The organism is Brevundimonas sp. EYE_349 (assembly GCF_023147505.1).
Taxonomy (GTDB): Bacteria; Pseudomonadota; Alphaproteobacteria; order Caulobacterales; family Caulobacteraceae; genus Brevundimonas.
This window is the reverse complement of sequence record NZ_JAHXPB010000008.1, coordinates 13,190-29,782: the sequence shown is the minus strand read 5'-3', so window position 1 is coordinate 29,782 and position 16,593 is coordinate 13,190. Positions and strand designations below refer to the sequence as shown.

The 16,593-nt window shown below is 69.0% G+C and carries 13 protein-coding genes; 6 read left to right on the top strand and 7 right to left on the bottom strand.

What is annotated here, in order from left to right; all coding sequences use genetic code 11:
• Nucleotides 1-8: 8 nt before the first annotated feature.
• The 5 genes from mraY (at nucleotide 9) to KZX42_RS14130 (ending at nucleotide 6,225) form a co-directional block, all read left to right on the top strand.
• On the top strand, nucleotides 9-1,118 hold the full coding sequence (gene mraY / locus KZX42_RS14150) for a phospho-N-acetylmuramoyl-pentapeptide-transferase (protein WP_248120290.1): 1,110 nt from the start codon (nucleotides 9-11) through the stop codon (nucleotides 1,116-1,118).
• A gap of 4 nt (nucleotides 1,119-1,122) precedes the next feature.
• Nucleotides 1,123-2,616: a UDP-N-acetylmuramoyl-L-alanine--D-glutamate ligase gene (gene murD / locus KZX42_RS14145; protein ID WP_248120288.1), complete on the top strand. Its 1,494-nt coding sequence runs from the start codon at nucleotides 1,123-1,125 to the stop codon at nucleotides 2,614-2,616.
• On the top strand, nucleotides 2,613-3,788 hold the full coding sequence (locus KZX42_RS14140) for a putative peptidoglycan glycosyltransferase FtsW (RefSeq protein WP_248120281.1): 1,176 nt from the start codon (nucleotides 2,613-2,615) through the stop codon (nucleotides 3,786-3,788). The genes murD and KZX42_RS14140 overlap by 4 nt, the downstream gene beginning before the upstream one ends.
• A 174-nt stretch (nucleotides 3,789-3,962) precedes the next feature.
• Complete coding sequence (gene murG / locus KZX42_RS14135; protein WP_248120280.1) at nucleotides 3,963-5,054, top strand: undecaprenyldiphospho-muramoylpentapeptide beta-N-acetylglucosaminyltransferase; 1,092 nt, start codon at nucleotides 3,963-3,965, stop codon at nucleotides 5,052-5,054.
• 37 nt (nucleotides 5,055-5,091) lie between these two features.
• Nucleotides 5,092-6,225 (top strand): mechanosensitive ion channel family protein, encoded by a 1,134-nt coding sequence (locus tag KZX42_RS14130; RefSeq protein ID WP_248120279.1) that lies wholly within the window; start codon nucleotides 5,092-5,094, stop codon nucleotides 6,223-6,225.
• On the opposite strand, the gene KZX42_RS14125 is transcribed toward KZX42_RS14130, so the two are convergent.
• From KZX42_RS14125 to KZX42_RS14105, 5 genes are all read right to left on the bottom strand, one after another.
• Complete coding sequence (locus tag KZX42_RS14125) at nucleotides 6,194-6,616, bottom strand: hypothetical protein (protein WP_248120278.1); 423 nt, start codon at nucleotides 6,614-6,616, stop codon at nucleotides 6,194-6,196. The two genes, KZX42_RS14130 and KZX42_RS14125, sit on opposite strands and share 32 nt — an antisense overlap.
• The gene (gene smc / locus KZX42_RS14120; RefSeq protein ID WP_248120276.1) at nucleotides 6,613-10,050 is read right to left on the bottom strand and encodes a chromosome segregation protein SMC; all 3,438 of its coding nucleotides are present in this window, start codon (nucleotides 10,048-10,050) and stop codon (nucleotides 6,613-6,615) included. The genes KZX42_RS14125 and smc overlap by 4 nt, the downstream gene beginning before the upstream one ends.
• Nucleotides 10,051-10,062: 12 nt before the next feature.
• A complete protein-coding gene (locus KZX42_RS14115) occupies nucleotides 10,063-10,674 on the bottom strand; it encodes a thioredoxin domain-containing protein (RefSeq protein ID WP_248120274.1) in 612 nt (203 codons plus the stop codon).
• A 10-nt stretch (nucleotides 10,675-10,684) separates the two neighbouring features.
• Nucleotides 10,685-11,326 (bottom strand): DsbA family protein, encoded by a 642-nt coding sequence (locus tag KZX42_RS14110; RefSeq protein WP_248120272.1) that lies wholly within the window; start codon nucleotides 11,324-11,326, stop codon nucleotides 10,685-10,687.
• Nucleotides 11,327-11,421: 95 nt separating this feature from the next.
• Entirely contained in the window at nucleotides 11,422-11,973 is a 552-nt protein-coding gene (locus tag KZX42_RS14105) for a DciA family protein (RefSeq protein ID WP_248120270.1), read from the bottom strand.
• 21 nt (nucleotides 11,974-11,994) lie between these two features.
• Between KZX42_RS14105 and mutY the strand changes: the two genes are divergently transcribed.
• Entirely contained in the window at nucleotides 11,995-13,047 is a 1,053-nt protein-coding gene (gene mutY, locus KZX42_RS14100; RefSeq protein ID WP_248120268.1) for an A/G-specific adenine glycosylase, read from the top strand.
• Nucleotides 13,048-13,051: 4 nt separating this feature from the next.
• Here mutY and KZX42_RS14095 read toward each other — a convergent pair whose 3' ends face one another.
• Complete coding sequence (locus tag KZX42_RS14095; protein WP_248120266.1) at nucleotides 13,052-15,199, bottom strand: amylo-alpha-1,6-glucosidase; 2,148 nt, start codon at nucleotides 15,197-15,199, stop codon at nucleotides 13,052-13,054.
• A 170-nt stretch (nucleotides 15,200-15,369) separates the two neighbouring features.
• Complete coding sequence (locus KZX42_RS14090; protein WP_248120264.1) at nucleotides 15,370-16,485, bottom strand: glycosyltransferase family 4 protein; 1,116 nt, start codon at nucleotides 16,483-16,485, stop codon at nucleotides 15,370-15,372.
• Nucleotides 16,486-16,593: the final 108 nt, after the last annotated feature.

Sequence of the window (16,593 nt, the reverse complement as noted above, 5' to 3'; positions counted from 1 at the left end):
GGACACCCATGTTTTACCTGCTCTACCTCTATTACGCCGACATCGCGCACCAGTATCCGCTGCTGAACCTGGTCCAGTATCAGACGGTGCGGATGGCCCTGGCCCTGGCGACGGCCATGATCGTGGCCGTCGCCATGGGCAGCCGCTTCATCAACTGGATCCGCGCCAAACAGGGCCGGGGCCAGCCGATCCGCGACGACGGCCCCGTCAGCCACCTGTCCAAGGTCGGCACCCCCACCATGGGCGGGCTGATGATCCTGGCCGGCATCGGCGTGGCCGTGCTGCTGTGGGGCGACCTGACCAACCCCTATATCTGGATCGTCAGCCTGGTCACCGCCGCCTTCGGCGTGCTGGGCTTCATCGACGACTACGCCAAGGTCACCAAACAGACCTCGGCCGGCCTGACGTCAAAGCAGAAGTTGCTGGCCCAGACCGTCGTCGCCGTGGTCGCCGGCGTCCTGACCGTTCTGTGGATGACCGTCTCGCCCACCTCGCCGGGGCTTGAGACGTCCATCGCATTCCCCTTTTTCAAGGCGGTGCTGCTGAACATCGGCTGGTTCTATGTGGCCTTCGCCGCCTTCACCATCGTGGGCTTCTCCAACGCCGTGAACCTGACGGACGGTCTGGACGGTCTGGCCACCGTGCCGGTGATGATGGCGGCGGGCGCGTTCGGGGTGATCTCGTATCTCGCCGGCAACTTCGTCTTCGCCCAGTATCTGCAGATCCACCACGTCCCCGGCGCCGGCGAACTGGCCATCTTCTGCGCCGCCATGATCGGCGGGGGCGCGGGCTTCCTGTGGTACAACGCCCCCCCGGCCAAGATCTTCATGGGCGACACCGGCTCGCTGGCCCTGGGCGGGGCGCTGGGCGCCATCGCCGTCATGACCAAGCACGAGCTGGTCCTGGGCATCGTCGGCGGCCTGTTCGTCGCCGAGGCCGCCTCGGTCATGATCCAGGTCGGCTATTACAAGCTGACCAAGAAGCGCATCTTCCTGATGGCGCCGGTCCACCACCATTTCGAGAAGATGGGCTGGCCGGAGTCCACCGTGGTCATCCGCTTCTGGATCATCGCCGGCGCCCTGGCCCTGATCGGCCTGTCGACGCTGAAACTGCGTTGATCCGATGATCGCCGTTCCCGGTTTCGAGGGCAGGCGGGTCGCGGTCTTCGGCCTGGGACGGTCGGGGATCACGGCCGCGCGCGCGCTCCAGGCGGGGGGCGCCATCCCCATCCTGTGGGACGACGGCGTTTCGGGCCGGACGCAGGCCGAGGCGGAAGGCTTCCAGGTCGAGGACCTGACCGCCGCCGACTGGTCCGGTTTCGCCGCCCTGATCCTGTCGCCTGGCGCGCCCCTGACGCACCCGAAGCCGCACTGGACCGTCGATCGCGCGCGCGAGGCCAGCGTGCCGGTGATCGGCGATATCGAACTGTTCGCCCGCGCCCTGGCCGCCCGGCCTGCAGATCAGCGCGCCCGCGTCGTCGCCATAACCGGCACCAACGGCAAGTCCACCACCACCGCCCTGATCGGCTGGGTGCTGAAGTCCGCCGGCCTGACGGTCCATGTCGGCGGCAATATCGGAATCGGCGTTCTGGCCCTGCCCGAGCCGACGCCGGACGCGGTCTATGTCATCGAGGTCTCCAGCTACCAGCTGGACCTGACCACGACCTTCGCCCCCGACGTTGCGATCCTGACCAACATCAGCCCCGACCACCTGGACCGCCACGGCGGCATGGAGGGCTATGTCGCCGCCAAGGCGCGCATCTTCGCGGCCCAAGCGCCTGACGCGGTGGCGCTGATCGGCGTGGACGAGGATTGGGGGCAGGCGATCGCGTCCGGCCTGAATTCCCGCGTCATCACGATTTCCTCCGCCGCTCATCCCCGCGAAAGCGGGGACCCAGTCCTTTCGCACGGGCAGGGCGCCGCGGATCACGAGCGGACCTCCCTAGACACGCCGGAAAGCCCACAGAACTGGGTCCCCGCTTTCGCGGGGATGAGCGGTATCGAGGCTGTGCCGGGCGCGATCCGAGCCGAGGGCCGAACCCTCGCCGACCTCGCGCCCGCCCGTTCCTTGCCCGGCCGGCACAACGCCCAGAACGCCGCCTTCGCCTATGCCGCCGGCCGGGCGCTGGGCGTCTCCCATGCCGCCGCCGTCAAGGGCCTGTTGACCTTCCCTGGCCTGGCTCACCGTATGGAGACGGTGGCTCAGGTCGGCGCCGTGCGCTTTATCAACGACTCCAAGGCCACCAACGCCGACGCCGCGCGTCAGGCCCTGGCCAGCTATCCATCCGTTTTCTGGATCGCCGGCGGCGTGCCCAAGGCCGGCGGCATCGAAGATTTGGCCGACCTCTTCCCGCGCATAACCAAAGCCTATCTGATCGGCCAGGCGGCGCCCGCCTTCGCCAAGACCCTTGGCGACACGCCTCACGTCATCACCCAGACCCTGGACGCCGCCGTCGCCGCCGCGGCCGCCGACGCTGCCGCAGCGGGGGGAGACCAGTTCGTCCTGCTGTCGCCCGCCTGCGCCAGTTTCGACCAGTTCGCCGACTTCGAGGCGCGGGGCGAGGCCTTCCGCGCCGCCGTGCTGAACCTGACCTCCGTCCCGGAGAGCGCGGCATGAGCGCCCATTACACCCCCGCCTTCTCCCGCAACGATCAGAGCCTGATCGCGCGCTGGTTCTGGACCGTGGATCGCGGGCTTCTGGGCGCGGCTTTGGCCCTGATGGCGCTGGGGGTCTCGCTTAGCTTCGCGTCCAGCCCCGCCGCCATCCTGGCCGACGAATCGATCACAGATCCGTTCCATTATTCCTGGCGGATGATGGTCTTCGCCGGCGTCGGCCTGACGGTCATGCTGACCACCTCGCTGATGTCGCCGCGCGGGGTGCGACGGATCGCGGTTCTGGCCCTGTTCGGCGCCATCGTCGTCATGGCCGCCCTGCCGTTCATCGGCGACACGGTGAAAGGCGCCGCGCGCTGGGTGAACCTGGGGCCGTTCAGCCTGCAACCGTCCGAGTTCGCCAAGCCCGGCCTGATCGTCTTCGCCGCCTGGATGTTCGCCGAGGCGCAGAAGGGACAGGGGGTGCCCGGCGTCACCATCGCCTTCGGCTTCTACGCCCTGACCGTTTGTCTCTTGCTGATCCAGCCGGATATCGGCCAGACTCTGCTGATCACCACCACCTTCATGGCGGTCTTCTTCATGGCGGGTGTGCCGTTCAAATGGATGGCGGTCCTGGCTAGCGCGGGTATGGCGGGGCTGGTCTCGCTCTATTTCGTCTTCGGCCATATGCGCGACCGCCTCAGCCGCTTCTTCTCGCCCGAGACCACCGACACCCACCAGATCGACAGCGCGTCCGAGGCCATCCGCGCCGGCGGCCTGCTGGGTCGCGGGGTGGGCGAGGGGGTGATGAAGCGTCACGTGCCCGACCTGCATACCGACTTCATCTATTCCGTCGGCGCCGAGGAATTCGGCCTGGTCCTCAGCCTGATCATGATCGGCCTTTACGCCTTCATCGTCGTGCGCGGGATGCGCCGGGCGATGAAGCTGACTGATCCGTTCGAACAGACGGCGGCGGCGGGCCTGTTCATGCTGATCGGGCTTCAGGCCTGCATCAATGTGGCGGTGAACCTGAACCTGATCCCGACCAAGGGCATGACCCTGCCGTTCATCAGCTACGGCGGCTCGTCGATGCTGGCCATGGGACTTACCATGGGCTTCGCCCTGGCCCTGACGCGCCGCCGCCCCGGCGCCTACGAGCCGGGGGCCAGCCTGACGATGGGCCGACGGTTGCTGTAGGCGCCATAAAGAGACCGTCACCCTAGGCCTTGTGCCTGGGTCCATAAACTCGGGCTTCACCTTGCACGCACGACTGCTGATGCCGGGCATATGGATCCCAAGCATAAGGCCGGGGATGACGAGAAAGAGTAAATGCGAGACAGGGTCGAAAGCGATCCCATGAATGGAGACCCCATGTCCAAGCTCTGCGTCGTCGCAGCCGGCGGAACCGGCGGCCATATGTTCCCGGCCGAGGCCCTGGCGCGCGAGATGGCGGCGCGCGGCTGGCGCGTGGTGCTGGCGACCGATCATCGCGGCGAACAATACGCCCACGCTTTTCCCGCCGAGGAACGGCTGGCGCTGGACGCGGCCACAGGCTCCGGCCCGCTGGGTCTGGTCAAGGCGGGCGTGGCCATCTTCAAGGGGGTGATTCAGGCGCGTGACGCCTTCGACCGGCTGGGCGCCGATGTGGTGGTGGGCTTCGGCGGCTATCCGTCCGCCCCCGCCCTGGTCGCCGCCGTCACCGCTCAGCGCCCGACGGTGATCCATGAGCAGAACGCCGTGCTGGGCCGCACCAACCGCATCCTGGCCCCCTATGTGAACCAGGTCGCCTCGTCCTTCCCGACGCTGGAGCGGGCGCCCCCCAAGGTGCAGGGCCGTTCGCATGTCGTCGGCTCGCCGGTGCGCGCAGAGATTCGCGCCCTTTTCGACCGTCCCTATCTGGCCCCAGCCAATGACGGCCCGATCCATGTGCTGGTGACGGGCGGCAGCCAGGGCGCGCGCATCCTCTCCGAGACCACCCCACGCGCCCTGGCGGCCCTGCCGGAAGCCCTGCGTCGTCGCCTGAAGGTGCAGCAGCAGTCGCGCCCCGAGACGCTGGAGGCCGCCCGTCAGATCTATCTGGAGGCCGGGATCGAGGCCGAGGTCGCGCCCTTCTTCCGCGACATGGCCGAACGGCTGGCCAAGGCCCATCTGGTCGTGGGCCGCTCCGGCGCCTCGACCTGCGCCGAACTGGCCGTCGCCGCCCTGCCGTCGGTCCTGATTCCGCTGAAGATCGCCACCGACGACCATCAGCGCCTGAACGCCAAGGCCCTGACTGACGCCGGCGCGGCCGAGGTCATTTTGGAAGACGACCTGACCGTCGAACGCCTGTCTTCGACCCTGGCCGCCGTGCTGTCCGATCCGCAGCGGCTGTCGGCCATGTCCGCCGCTGCCCGATCCGTCGCCATCCCCGACGCCGCCCAACGCCTGGCCGACCTGACCGAGGCGACTGCCGCCTCGCGCTAAAGGTCAACCGTTCAGCTTGTGGCGCGTTAGCTTCCCCATGCCCCCCGAGATCATCGCCCTGACCCGCCAAGTCCGCGCCCTGTGGCATCGGTTCGACTGGCTGCCCGAATGGGCGGTGACTAGCCTGGTCCTGCTGGTCTTCGTCGGCGGGGGCTGGCTGACGCACAAGATCGCCTTCGCCATCCTGCGCCGCATGGTCAGGAAGAAGGACGTCTTCTGGCGCGGCGTGGTCGAGCGGGCGCGGATCAAGCTGCGGGTCCTGATCATCATCATGGGCGTGGGGTTGGGCGTGACCGTTTCGCCGATGGACCCCGTGCCCTCGGCCGACATTCGTTCGGTGCTGCTGTTCCTGTTCATCCTGACGCTGGGCTGGCTGGCGTCGGGGGTGCTGGACATGTGGTCCGTCATGCACCTGAAGCGGTACAATATCGCCGTCGAGGACAATCTGCTGGCCCGGAAGCACCTGACCCAGACCCGCATCCTGCAGCGGGTGGCAAAGGTGATCCTGTTCATCGTCACGGTCGGCCTGGCCCTGATGACCATCGCCGGCTTCCGTCAGTGGGGCGTCAGCCTGCTGGCCTCGGCCGGGGTCGTCGGCATCATCGCCGGCCTGGCGCTCCAGCCCATCCTGACCAACATGGTCGCCGGCATCCAGATCGCCCTTACCCAGCCCATCCGCATCGACGACGCCGTCATCGTGGAGAAGGAGTGGGGCAATGTGGAGGAGATCACCGCCACCTATGTGGTGGTCAAGCTGTGGGACTGGCGCCGGATGGTGCTGCCCCTGTCCTACTTCATCACTACGCCCTTCCAGAACTGGACACGCGAGAACGCCCGCCTGATCGGCGTGGCCTTCTTCTACGTCGACTATGAAGCCCCGATCGACCGGCTGCGCACCGCCTTCGAGGGTATCGTCAAGGCGTCCCAGCACTGGGATGGCGACGTTCAGGTGATGCAGGTCACCGACATCACCGAGCGCGTGCTCCAGGTCCGTTGCCTGGCCAGCGCCCGCTCCGCCGGGGTGGCGTTCGACCTGCGCTGCGAAATCCGCGAGAAACTGATGGCCTATATGCGCGATCACTGCCGCGAGGCCCTGCCGCGCGATCGTCTCGAATGGCCACAGGGCGCCGAAAAGGGCCTTAGTCCGCCAGAGCCGCCTGGCCTCGCCTGATCGCCTCGTCCAACGTCAGGGTCTCGGCGGGCTTATTAGGCGCGCAGGCCGCGGCCAGCAGTTCGGCGGCGTCGCCGCCGGGAGCGGCGGGATAGGCGGGGGCCGGGTCAGGCGTGGCGGGGCCTTCGGTTTCGTCGGCGCGCAGCGAGGCGAAGTCCAGCCGATCCGCCGTCATCGCCCGGCAATCGAAGGCCCAGCGCGACCAGCCGCCGACATAGACGACGTCGCCGACCTTGAAGCCGGTCTCGGCGACCTGAAGTTCGCGCATACGGGCGATGTCGCCTTCGCGCTCCATGGAGGTCACATCGGCGTAGATGGCGAAACGACCGACGCCGACAGGCGCGAGAGCGGGGGCGGGATCGGCCAGCAGGGCCAGTATCAGGGCGATCATGCGACCAGGGTCTCGGCTTGATGCAGGTCCACGCTGACCAGTTGGCTCATGCCGCGTTCGGGCATGGTGACGCCGTACAGGCGGTCCATTCGGCTCATGGTGACGGGGTTGTGGGTGATGACGATGAAGCGGGTGTCGGTGCGCGACCGCATCTCGTGCAGCATCCGGCAGAAGCGGTCGACGTTGGCGTCGTCCAGCGGGGCGTCCACCTCGTCCAGCACGCAGACGGGCGCCGGGTTGGCCAGGAAGACGCCGAAGATCAGGGCCGCCGCCGTCAGGGCCTGTTCGCCGCCGCTCATCAGCGACATGACCGACAGCCGCTTGCCGGGCGGGCAGGCGTAGATCTCAAGTCCCGCCTCCAGCGGATCGTCGCTCTCGACCAGCTTCAGCTCGGCCTGACCGCCGCCGAACAGGGCCTCGAACAGGGTCTTGAAGTTGGTGTTGATGACGTCGAACGCCGCCACCAGACGCTCGCGGCCCTCGGCGTTCAGTTCGTCGATGCCGTCGCGCAGCTTGGCGATCGCCTGGGTCAGGTCGATGCGTTCGGACTTCATGCTGTTCAGCCGGTCGCCATATTCCACCGCCTCGTCTTCGGCGCGCAGGTTGACGGCGCCCAGGGCCTCGCGCTCGCGCTCCAGCCCGTACAACAGGTTCTCGGCCCCGGCCGCGTCGGGCGGACGGGCGATGGCGTCGTCGGTCAGCTTCTGGCCCAGCTCCTGCGGCGACATCTGCGCCGTTTCGCGCAGGGTGGTCTCGGCCTCGGTCAGCTTCTCGGCGGCGGCCTCGGCGCGGGCGGCCAGACCGGCGCGGGCCTCGCGGGCTTGCGCGGCGGCGGCGTCTGCGGCGCGGCTGGCGCGGTCGGCGTCGCCCGCCGCCGCATCGGCCAGAGCCATGGCGTCGGACGCCGCCTGTTTGCGCTGTTCGGCGGCGGTCAGCGCGTCCAGCAGTTTGCCCCGCTGTTCGGCGAAGCCCTGAGGCGCGATTTCGGCCTGTTTCAACAGGGCTGCGGTCTTGTCGGCGTCCTTCGTCAGGGCGGCGATACGGACGGCGCTGTCCTTTGACCGGCTCACCCAGCCGTCGCGGGCGCGGGTCAGGCCGCCCAGCCTCTGTTCGCGGCCCTGACGGTCACGGGCCTCCGCGTCGCGGTCGGAACGAGCGGTCTGGGCGGCGGTGCGGGCGGTGTCCGCGGCGGCGCGGGCGGCGGTCAGTTCGTTCCGCAGACCGGCGATCGTCTCGGACGGGGCGTCGGTGGTCTGGGCGGCGTCCAGAGCAGTTTGGGCCTCCGCGACCTCGGCGGCCAGCCGGGTCACGGTGTCGTCCAGGGCCTGCGCCCGCGCCTCGCGTCGGGCCTGATCGCGGGCCAGGGTTTCGACCCGGTCGCGGGCTCCGGTCACGGCCTTGTCGGCGGCGAAGGGTTTGAGCCGGGCGGCCTTGACCGCCTCCTCGGCGGCGCGGAAGGCGTCGGTGGCGGACTTCTGCTGGCCTTGCGCCTGTTCCAGCGCGGGCTTGCCCTTGTCGATCTCGGCCTCCAGTTCGGCCAGTCGGGTGCGCTGGGCCAGACGCACGGCGGCGGGGCGCGGCGCCTCGGCGCGGCTGACGAAGCCGTCCCAGCGGTAGAGGTCGCCCTCGGTCGTCACCAGACGCGCGCCGGGCGGCAGGGTCTCAGCCAGTTTCGCCGCATCGGCCTTGGGCGCAACGCCGCACAGGGCGAGGCGCGCGGTCAGTTGATTCGGCGCCTGCACATAGGCCGACAGGGGCGTGACGTCCGTAGGCCATGTCGGGGAGGGAGCCTCTGCGCCTCGCCAATAGACGGCGGCGCGAGCGTCCAGCGCGGCGTCCAGATCATCGCCCAGAGCGGCGGCCAGAGCGGCCTCATAGCCCTTGTCGGCGCGCACCTTGTCCAAGGCTGGCGGATGGTCGCGCTTGCCCGTCACCAGCAGTTGGGCCAGACCCCGCGCCTCGGTCTGCAGACGGCCCAGACGATCCTCCGCCGCGCGAGCGGCGGTGCGGGATTCCTGTTCGGCGCGGGCCAGTTCGCCGCGTTTGGTCTCTGCCGTTTCGACGGCTTCTCGGGCGGCGGCCAGATCGGCCTGGGCGGTCTCCAGCGCCTGACGCGCCGTATCCAGTTCAGGTGTTTCAAGCGGGCCCAGAGCCTCGCGTTCGCGCCGGGCCTGATCGTGCTGGCCGCTGACGCGCGACAGCCGGGCCTCGGCGTCGCGTTTTCTGGCCGTCTCGGCGTTGGCGCGGGCCTCGACGGCGGCAAGCGTGCCGGCCAGACGTTCGACCTCGGCGTCGGCGGCCTTGCGGGCGTCCTCCGCAGCCAGCAGCGTCTTGTCCAGTTCGGGACCGCGTTCCGGGGCGGCGGCGATCTCGGCCTTCAGCCGGGCCAGTTCGTTGTCCAGCCGGTCCAGTTCGCGTTTGGCGTCGGCGGCCATGCCCTCTTCGCGCGCGGCGTCGGCCGCGATACGGGCGGCCTCGGCCTTCAGTCGGTCGACCTCGGCGCGGGCGGCCTGTTCGGCCATGTCCAGCCGGTCGCGCTCCAGACTGGCGCGGTGCAGCAAGGCCGAGGCGACGGCGTCCTCCTCGCGCGCGGGTTTCAAGGCTTCCTGAGCGGCCAGGGCGGCGGTCTGGGCGGCGGCGGCGGCGGTCGTCGTCTCAGCCACGGTCGCATCCGCTGCGCGCAGTTCGGCGGCCGCCGCCTCGGCCGCCAGCCGGGCGTCGTTCCAGCGGACGAACAGCAGGGCAGCCTGAAGGGCGCGGATCTCGGCGCTAATCTTCTTATACTTCTCGGCCTGACGGGCCTCGCGCTTCAGGCGGTTCAGCGCGGTTTCCAGTTCGCGGCCGATGTCGTCGAGGCGTTCCAGATTGGTCTCGGCGGCCTTCAGGCGCAACTCGGCCTCATGCCGACGGGTGTGCAGACCGGCGACCCCGCCCGCCTCTTCCAGAATGCGGCGGCGGTTCTGGGGCTTGGCGGCGATCAGTTCGCTGATCTGTCCCTGGCGCACCAGGGCGGGGGAGTTGGCGCCGGTCGAGGCGTCGGCGAACAGAAGCTGCACGTCTCGCGCGCGCACCTCCTTGCCGTTGATGCGGTAGGTCGAACCCTGGCCCCGGTCGATACGGCGCGACACCTCCAGAATGGGACTGTCGGTGAAGGGCTGGGGCGCGCGGCGTTGGGCGTTGTCGATGGTCAGGCTGACTTCGGCGTGGCTGCGCGGGGGACGGCCCGCCGCGCCCGCAAAGATGACGTCATCCATGCCTTGGCCGCGCATGGCCTTGGCCGAGTTGGCGCCCATGACCCAGCGCAGGCTTTCAAGGACGTTGGACTTGCCGCAGCCGTTTGGTCCGACCACGCCGGTCAGGCCGGATTCGATCTGGACCTCCGCCGCGTCGACGAAGGACTTGAAGCCGACCAGCCGGAGCCGCTGGAACTGCATCGGCCTAGAGCGTCACCGGCGCAGCAGCGGGTCGACGGCGGCCGACAGGGCGTCCAGCGAATGGTCCGCGACCAGCGTCCCGTTGACGAACAGGGTCGGCGTACCGGTCACGCCCGCCGCCTCCGCGCCGGCGATTTGGGTCTCCAGCGCCGTGCGGGTGGCGGGGGCCTGGAGACAGGTCTCGATTTCGGCGCGGGTCCGGCCGCTGGCGGAGACGCCGGCGGCGAACCAGGGTTGAGCCCCGGTCGTGGCCAGGTTCGCCTGATCGCGCATGAAGACCGAGGCGACGTCGAAATACTTGCCCGGCGCGGCGCACAAGGCGACAGCGGCCGCTGCGGCCGCGACATTGGCCGGCTGCGTCGGCAGGTTGCGATGAACCAGCCGGACCTTGCCCGTGTCGATGTATTTGGCCTTGAAGGCCGGCAGCACCGTGTTGTGGAAGTCCGCGCAATGCGAGCAGGTGAAGGAGGCGTATTCGATCACCGTCACCGGCGCATCCGCCCGGCCCAGGACGTGATCCTGGGCCGTGACGGGAGGCGGCGCCTCAGCCGCGAACGACGCCGACGCCGCGCCCATCGACAGGGCGGCGGCGAAGGACAGGGCCAATACGGCGCGGCGGATCATCGGCGTCGCCTTACTTGGCCAAGGCGGCGTCGATGGCGGTGGACAGATCGGCCAGGCTGGCGCCCTCGCCGCCGGGGGTCAGGATCTGCTGGTCGTTGACGTAAAAGGCCGGGGTGCCGGTCACGCCCTGGGTGCGGGCGAACTGGACGCGCTTCTCCATGGCGGCGACGGCCTCCTTGTCGGTCACGCAGTCGTTGAACTGCTGCTCGGATAGACCGGCCGCCTGGGCGGTCCGCAGCAGCCAGTCGCGCGGCGAGGAGGTCAGCATTTCCTGCTGGGTCGCCATCAACTGGTGGACCACGTCGAAATACTTGTCCTTGCCGGCGCAGCGCGCGACCAGGAAGCCGGCGGTGGCGGCGTCGACCGGCGGGGTCGGCAGCTCGCGGAAGATATAGCGGACCTTGTTGGTGTCCACATATTTGGCCTTGAATGCGGGCCAGGTGTTCTTCTGCCACAGGGCGCAGTGGGGGCAGGTGACAGAGGCGTATTCGACCACCGTGACCTTGGCGCCGTCCGGCGCGCCCAGGCTCATGTCGCCCTCGGCTGCGCTCTTGGCCCCGCCGCACGCCGCCAGGGCCATGGTCGCCAGGGCGGCGCCGGTGATGGCCGCTCGGCGGCTCATGCGGGCGAAACGGGATTCAGTGTCGGCCATGGGATTTCCTCGGTCGGATCATTGGCGAATGGCGGCGCGATTCCCCGGAATGGCGCAACCCTGAACTAGTCGAGAACAGGTGCGGCGAAGTTTTGTCAATCCTGCCTGTCGGTGCGCGAGAGCGCGACGCGGCCCAGGCGGGCCAGGGCGGCGCGCAACTCTTCCGGCGCGGCGGCGATTGAGGCGGCTAAATCGGCCTCGGCCTGGGCGGGCAGGGGGGCGGGCTTGGCGTTGCGTTTCGGGCGGGCGGCGGCCTCCTTCAGCGGGGCGACCGGACCCTGGGCGATGCGAAGCCGATCCACCGATCCGGCGCCCAGGAACAGATTAACGCGGGCCAATATGTCCTGGGACTGGTGCTGCACCAACAAGGCGGCGGCGCCGGCGACGCGCAACTCCAGCACGCCGGGCGCTCCGCCCTTGCCCGTGGTCAGCTTCTGGGGGCGGGTGACGCGGGCCAGGCGGTCGCCGACGATCTCGCGCCAGCGCGGCTCCAGGGCGCCCGCGCCGCGCCCGAACTGGGCGTCCAGCTTCTTGATCAGCGGGGTCAGCGCCTTGCCCGCGCGGGGCGCGGGGCGCGGCGCCGGGCGGGTGCGGCGGCGAGAAAGGATCTCGCGAACCTCGGCGTCTGTGGGCAGGGCGCGGCGCATGGGCCTATATAGCGCGATCCCATGGCCGACGTCTCTCCCGACATCCTGTTGATCCGCGCCCGGCTCCTGGCCTGGTACGACGCAAATGCGCGCAGCCTGCCGTGGCGGGCGGCCGTGGGCGCGGCGCGGACAGCGCCTTACCGCGTCTGGCTGTCGGAGGTGATGCTGCAGCAGACGACGGTGCCGCACGCCACGCCCTATTTCCACGCCTTCACCACGCGCTGGCCCACGGTTGCGGACCTGGCGGCGGCCGACGATGCGCAGGTGATGGGGGCTTGGGCCGGGCTGGGCTACTACGCTCGTGCGCGCAACCTCTTGGCCTGCGCGCGGGCGGTGGCGGGCGAGCATGGCGGGGTCTTCCCCGACACGGAGGCTCGGCTTCTGGCCCTGCCGGGGGTGGGCGCCTATACGGCCGCCGCCGTCGCGGCCATCGCCTTCGACAGGGCGGCCAATGTGGTGGACGGCAATGTCGAGCGGGTCATGGGGCGGCTGTTCGCCGTCGAGACCCCGGTTCCGGCCGCGCGCCCTGAACTGCGGCGGCTGGCGGGGCTGTTCGTCGCCGATGAACGGCCGGGGGATTGGGCGCAAGCCTTGATGGACCTGGGGGCGACCGTCTGCCGACCCAAGTCGCCGTCGTGCGAGGTCTGCCCGGTGTCCGACCAATGCCGGGGTCGGGCGACAGGCGAGCCGACGCGGTTTCCGGTCAAGACCAAGAAGGCGGACCGCCCGCACCGCCGGGGCATGGCCTATGTCGTGTTCGACGACCAGGGCCGGGTGGCGGTGGAGACGCGCCCGGACAAGGGGCTGCTGGGCGGAATGCTGGGCCTGCCGACAAGCGGCTGGGCGGCCGACGAACCGTCCGGTCCGCCGCCTGTGCCGGCGGACTGGCGCACGGCCGGGGCGGTGGAGCACGTCTTCACCCACTTCAGCCTGACCTTGACGGTGATGACGGCGCAAGGGGCGACGCCACACGCGACGTGGCGCTGGATGTCGGTCGAGGCGGCGCGTGCAGCCTTGCCCACCGTATTCGCCAAGGCGCTGGACCGCGCCGGTGCGCCGGACCTGTTGGGCTGATCGTCTAACGCAGGGTGCGGATTGCGACCTTGCCGGTCTTGTGATGGGGGATCACGACGGCGCGGCCTTCCAGGTGCTGGATGTTCAGATCGACGACGGAGGCGCCGACTTCCAGTCCGGTGATCTTCAAACGATCCAGACCGGCGGGCAGCACCGGATCGGCCAGATCGACCGTCTCGTTCCAGGCGTCGATGGACAGGCCCAACGTCGCCTGAAGCATCAGGAAGACCGAACCAGCGGCCCAGGCCTGGGGAAGGCAGGCGACCGGATAGGCGATGGGCGGCTCGCCCGGCGTGCGCGGGAAGCCGCAGAACAGTTCCGGCAGTCGCAGGTGGAAGTGGGCGGCGGCGGCGTAGATCTCGGCCAGGATTTCGGCGACCGCGTCACGCTCGCCATAGTTGGCCATGCCGGCGGCGGCCATGGCCGTGTCATGGGGCCAGACCGAGCCGTTGTGGTAGCTCATTGGATTGAACCGGGCCTGGCCGACCTCCAGCGTGCGGATGCCCCAGCCGGTGCGGAACTCTGCCGTCAGCAGGCGTTTGCTAACGCGCCGCGCGCGTTCCAGCGACGGCAGGCCGGTGAACAGCAGATGGCCGGCGTTCGAGGCGATGGCGCGGCATTGCTCCCCGTCGCCGTCCAAAGCGACGGCGTAGAAGCCCTCGTCCTCCATCCAGTATTTGTCCTCGACCAGGGCGCGGACCTGTTCGGCGCGCATCCGCCATTCGGGCGCGCGGTCGTCGTGCAGCCGCTCGCCCAGGTCGCCCAGCGCCTTCCAGGCGGCGTAGGCGTAGCCCTGGACCTCCAGCAGCGCGATGGGGCCTTTCGGGAAGCGACCGTCGGCGTGGAAGATGGAGTCTTCCGAGTCCTTCCAGCCCTGATTGGACAGGCCGGTGTCGGCGCCGCGTTGATAGTCGATCAGGCCGTCGCCGTTGCTGTCGCCATAGTCGCGCATCCAGTTCGCGGCGGCGATCAGATTGGGCCAGAGCTTGCGGATCAGGTCCAGATCGCCGGTCCGGTTGGCGTAGGCGCCGGCCAGGGCGACGAACAGGCACGTGGTGTCGACCCCGCCGTAGTAGAGGCCGAACGGCACCTCGTGCAGGGCGCTCATCTCGCCGCCGCGCGTCTCGTGCATGATCTTGCCGGGCTGGCTGTCCTGATAGAGCGATGTCTCGGTCGCCTGCCGGCTGGCCAGATAGGTCAGCACCCCCCTGGCCAGCGACGGGTCCAGCCACAGCATCTGCCAGGCGGCGATGATGCCGTCGCGCCCGAACGGGGTCGAGAACCAAGGGGTGCCAGCGTAGGGATAGGGGCCGGTCGGCAGGTCGGTGGTCAGCAGGGCCATGTCGGCGCGCGACTGATCCAGCCAGTCGTTGAAGCGCGGGCTGCGGGGGCCGCGCACAGAGGCGCCGCGCCGACGTTTCGCGCGCATGGCCAGCCGCGCCTGGATGGCGTTCAGCCGCCAGCGCCGTTCGTCCGGGGCCTCGCAGGAATCCACGCCGCACTCGATATAGAGATCCAGGGTCCGGCCCTTGGGCAGGCTGAACATGAACTCGGCGCGCTGATGCGTGAGCCGGGCCGGCGGCTCGGAAAAGGCCAGGCAAGACAGGCGTTCGACGTCATCCAGCCCGGTATAGCGGAAGGTGACGCGCCGCCCGTCTGTGGTGGGGGTATGGATGGCGCCGCGCTTGGCTCGCGGCGTGCCGCGCACCTGGAAGATGTCGGCGAAGTCGGCGCCGAAATCGAAGGCCAGGGGCAGCAGGATGTCCTCCACCCCGTGGTTGACCATCTGCACCCGTTCGAACATCCGCCGGCCCCACAGGAAGCGGCGACGCTCGATATGCAGCACGCCGGCCGGCGCCGACCGGCCGCCCATCGGGGGCAGGGGACGGTTGGTGGTGTGGCACGAGAAGAAGACGTTGTCCTGGCTGACGCCCGACGACAGGCGCGACGGCTTCAGCAGGCCCACGGTCATGGTCCAGCGCGAAAGGACGCGCGTGTCGTTGGCGAACAGGCCGTCGGCGCCGCCCTTCATGTCGCCCCAGCCGTCGGCGACCAGGAAGGTGTCGCCGTCCTTCAGCGCCATCAGCTGTTCGAGGCCCGAGGCCTCGACGGATTCGCCAGCGGTCAGCTGGGTGGAATAGGCGTCGTCCATGCGGTCTCTTCCCCGTCGTTGTGAGGCCTTGGCCGAACGTGTCACACCCGAATACGGCGCTGAGGGGCCGCTTGGATGGTCAACTGATGAAGGCGACGCAGGGTTCACCTCCGTCGCCTCTATTTTATTGCAAGATCATGAGGCGCTCGCCCACCGTCGGGCGAAGACGATCAGACCATGGCCGCGAAGCTGCGATCTTCCGCCAGGGGACGCAAAGGCGTGACGACCGTATCGATCGGCGCCTCGGCGAAGGGGCGGCGCGCCAGCAGATCGCCATAGACGTCCAGGTAACGCCGGGCCATGGCGGTGGCCGAAAAGCGCAGGTCGAACCGGGCGCGCACGGCTTCGCGATCCATCAGATGCGCGCGACCGGCGGCGGCGATGGCCTGTTCCATGGTGTCGACAAGGAAGCCGGTGGCGCCGTCCTCGATCACCTCGGGCGTCGAGCCGCAGCGGAAGGCGACGACCGGCGTGCCGCAGGCCATGGCCTCGATCATCACCAGGCCGAAAGGCTCGGGCCAGTCGATGGGGAACAGCAGCGCCTCGGCGCCGCCCAGGAAGGCCGACTTCTGATGATCGCCGATTTCGCCGATGAACTCGATCAGGGGGTTGCCCTCGACCAGCGGCCTGATGGTCTCTTCCCAATAGCGTTTGTCGGCGGCGTCCACCTTGGCGGCCATCTTCAGGCGCTTGCCCAGTTTGGTGGCGATCTCGATGGCGCGGTCGGGCCGCTTCTCTGGCGAGATGCGGCCGAGGAAGGCCAGATAGCCCTCGGATTTCGGAGAGAAGATATATTGTTCGCCCGGCATGCCGTGATGCACGGTCGCCTTCCAATTGGCGAAATGCAGCGGCTTGCGCTGATCGTCGGAGATGGAGACTAGGCCGAACTCGCTCCAGCGCGCATAGACGCCGGGCAGATCTTTCATGTCCAGCCGGCCGTGCAGGGTGGTCAGGGTCTTGTCCGCATACTTCTGGAACAGTGGGAAGTGGATCATGTCGGTGTGGAAGTGGATCACGTCGAACTCTTCGGCGCGGTCCAGAACCTCGCCCAACATGGACATGTGGGCGGCAAGATCGGACTTAAGCGGCGCGGGGTCGAGACGAATGGCCTGATCGCGCACGGGCACCAGACGAGCCTTGGTCTGGGCGTCGGCGCTGGCGAACAGAGTGACGTCGTGGCCCAGATCGACCAAGGCGTCGGTCAGATGGGCGACCACGCGCTCTGTCCCGCCATAAAGCCTGGGCGGGACGGCTTCATACAGCGGGGTGATCTGCGCGATTTTCATGAGGATGCTCCGACACCGCAACGGCGGGCCGTGAACATCAATGTTCTCGCAACTGCGAGGTTCCGCCCTGACTGGCGAATTTTCACAACGGTTTCTGGCAGTTACGGT

Coding starts and splice junctions, on each gene's coding strand:
- mraY (WP_248120290.1), top strand. CDS start 9: ATGTTTTACCTGCTCTACCTCTATTACGCCGACATCGCGCACCAGTAT.
- murD (WP_248120288.1), top strand. CDS start 1,123: ATGATCGCCGTTCCCGGTTTCGAGGGCAGGCGGGTCGCGGTCTTCGGC.
- KZX42_RS14140 (WP_248120281.1), top strand. CDS start 2,613: ATGAGCGCCCATTACACCCCCGCCTTCTCCCGCAACGATCAGAGCCTG.
- murG (WP_248120280.1), top strand. CDS start 3,963: ATGTCCAAGCTCTGCGTCGTCGCAGCCGGCGGAACCGGCGGCCATATG.
- KZX42_RS14130 (WP_248120279.1), top strand. CDS start 5,092: ATGCCCCCCGAGATCATCGCCCTGACCCGCCAAGTCCGCGCCCTGTGG.
- KZX42_RS14125 (WP_248120278.1), bottom strand. CDS start 6,616: ATGATCGCCCTGATACTGGCCCTGCTGGCCGATCCCGCCCCCGCTCTC.
- smc (WP_248120276.1), bottom strand. CDS start 10,050: ATGCAGTTCCAGCGGCTCCGGCTGGTCGGCTTCAAGTCCTTCGTCGAC.
- KZX42_RS14115 (WP_248120274.1), bottom strand. CDS start 10,674: ATGATCCGCCGCGCCGTATTGGCCCTGTCCTTCGCCGCCGCCCTGTCG.
- KZX42_RS14110 (WP_248120272.1), bottom strand. CDS start 11,326: ATGGCCGACACTGAATCCCGTTTCGCCCGCATGAGCCGCCGAGCGGCC.
- KZX42_RS14105 (WP_248120270.1), bottom strand. CDS start 11,973: ATGCGCCGCGCCCTGCCCACAGACGCCGAGGTTCGCGAGATCCTTTCT.
- mutY (WP_248120268.1), top strand. CDS start 11,995: ATGGCCGACGTCTCTCCCGACATCCTGTTGATCCGCGCCCGGCTCCTG.
- KZX42_RS14095 (WP_248120266.1), bottom strand. CDS start 15,199: ATGGACGACGCCTATTCCACCCAGCTGACCGCTGGCGAATCCGTCGAG.
- KZX42_RS14090 (WP_248120264.1), bottom strand. CDS start 16,485: ATGAAAATCGCGCAGATCACCCCGCTGTATGAAGCCGTCCCGCCCAGG.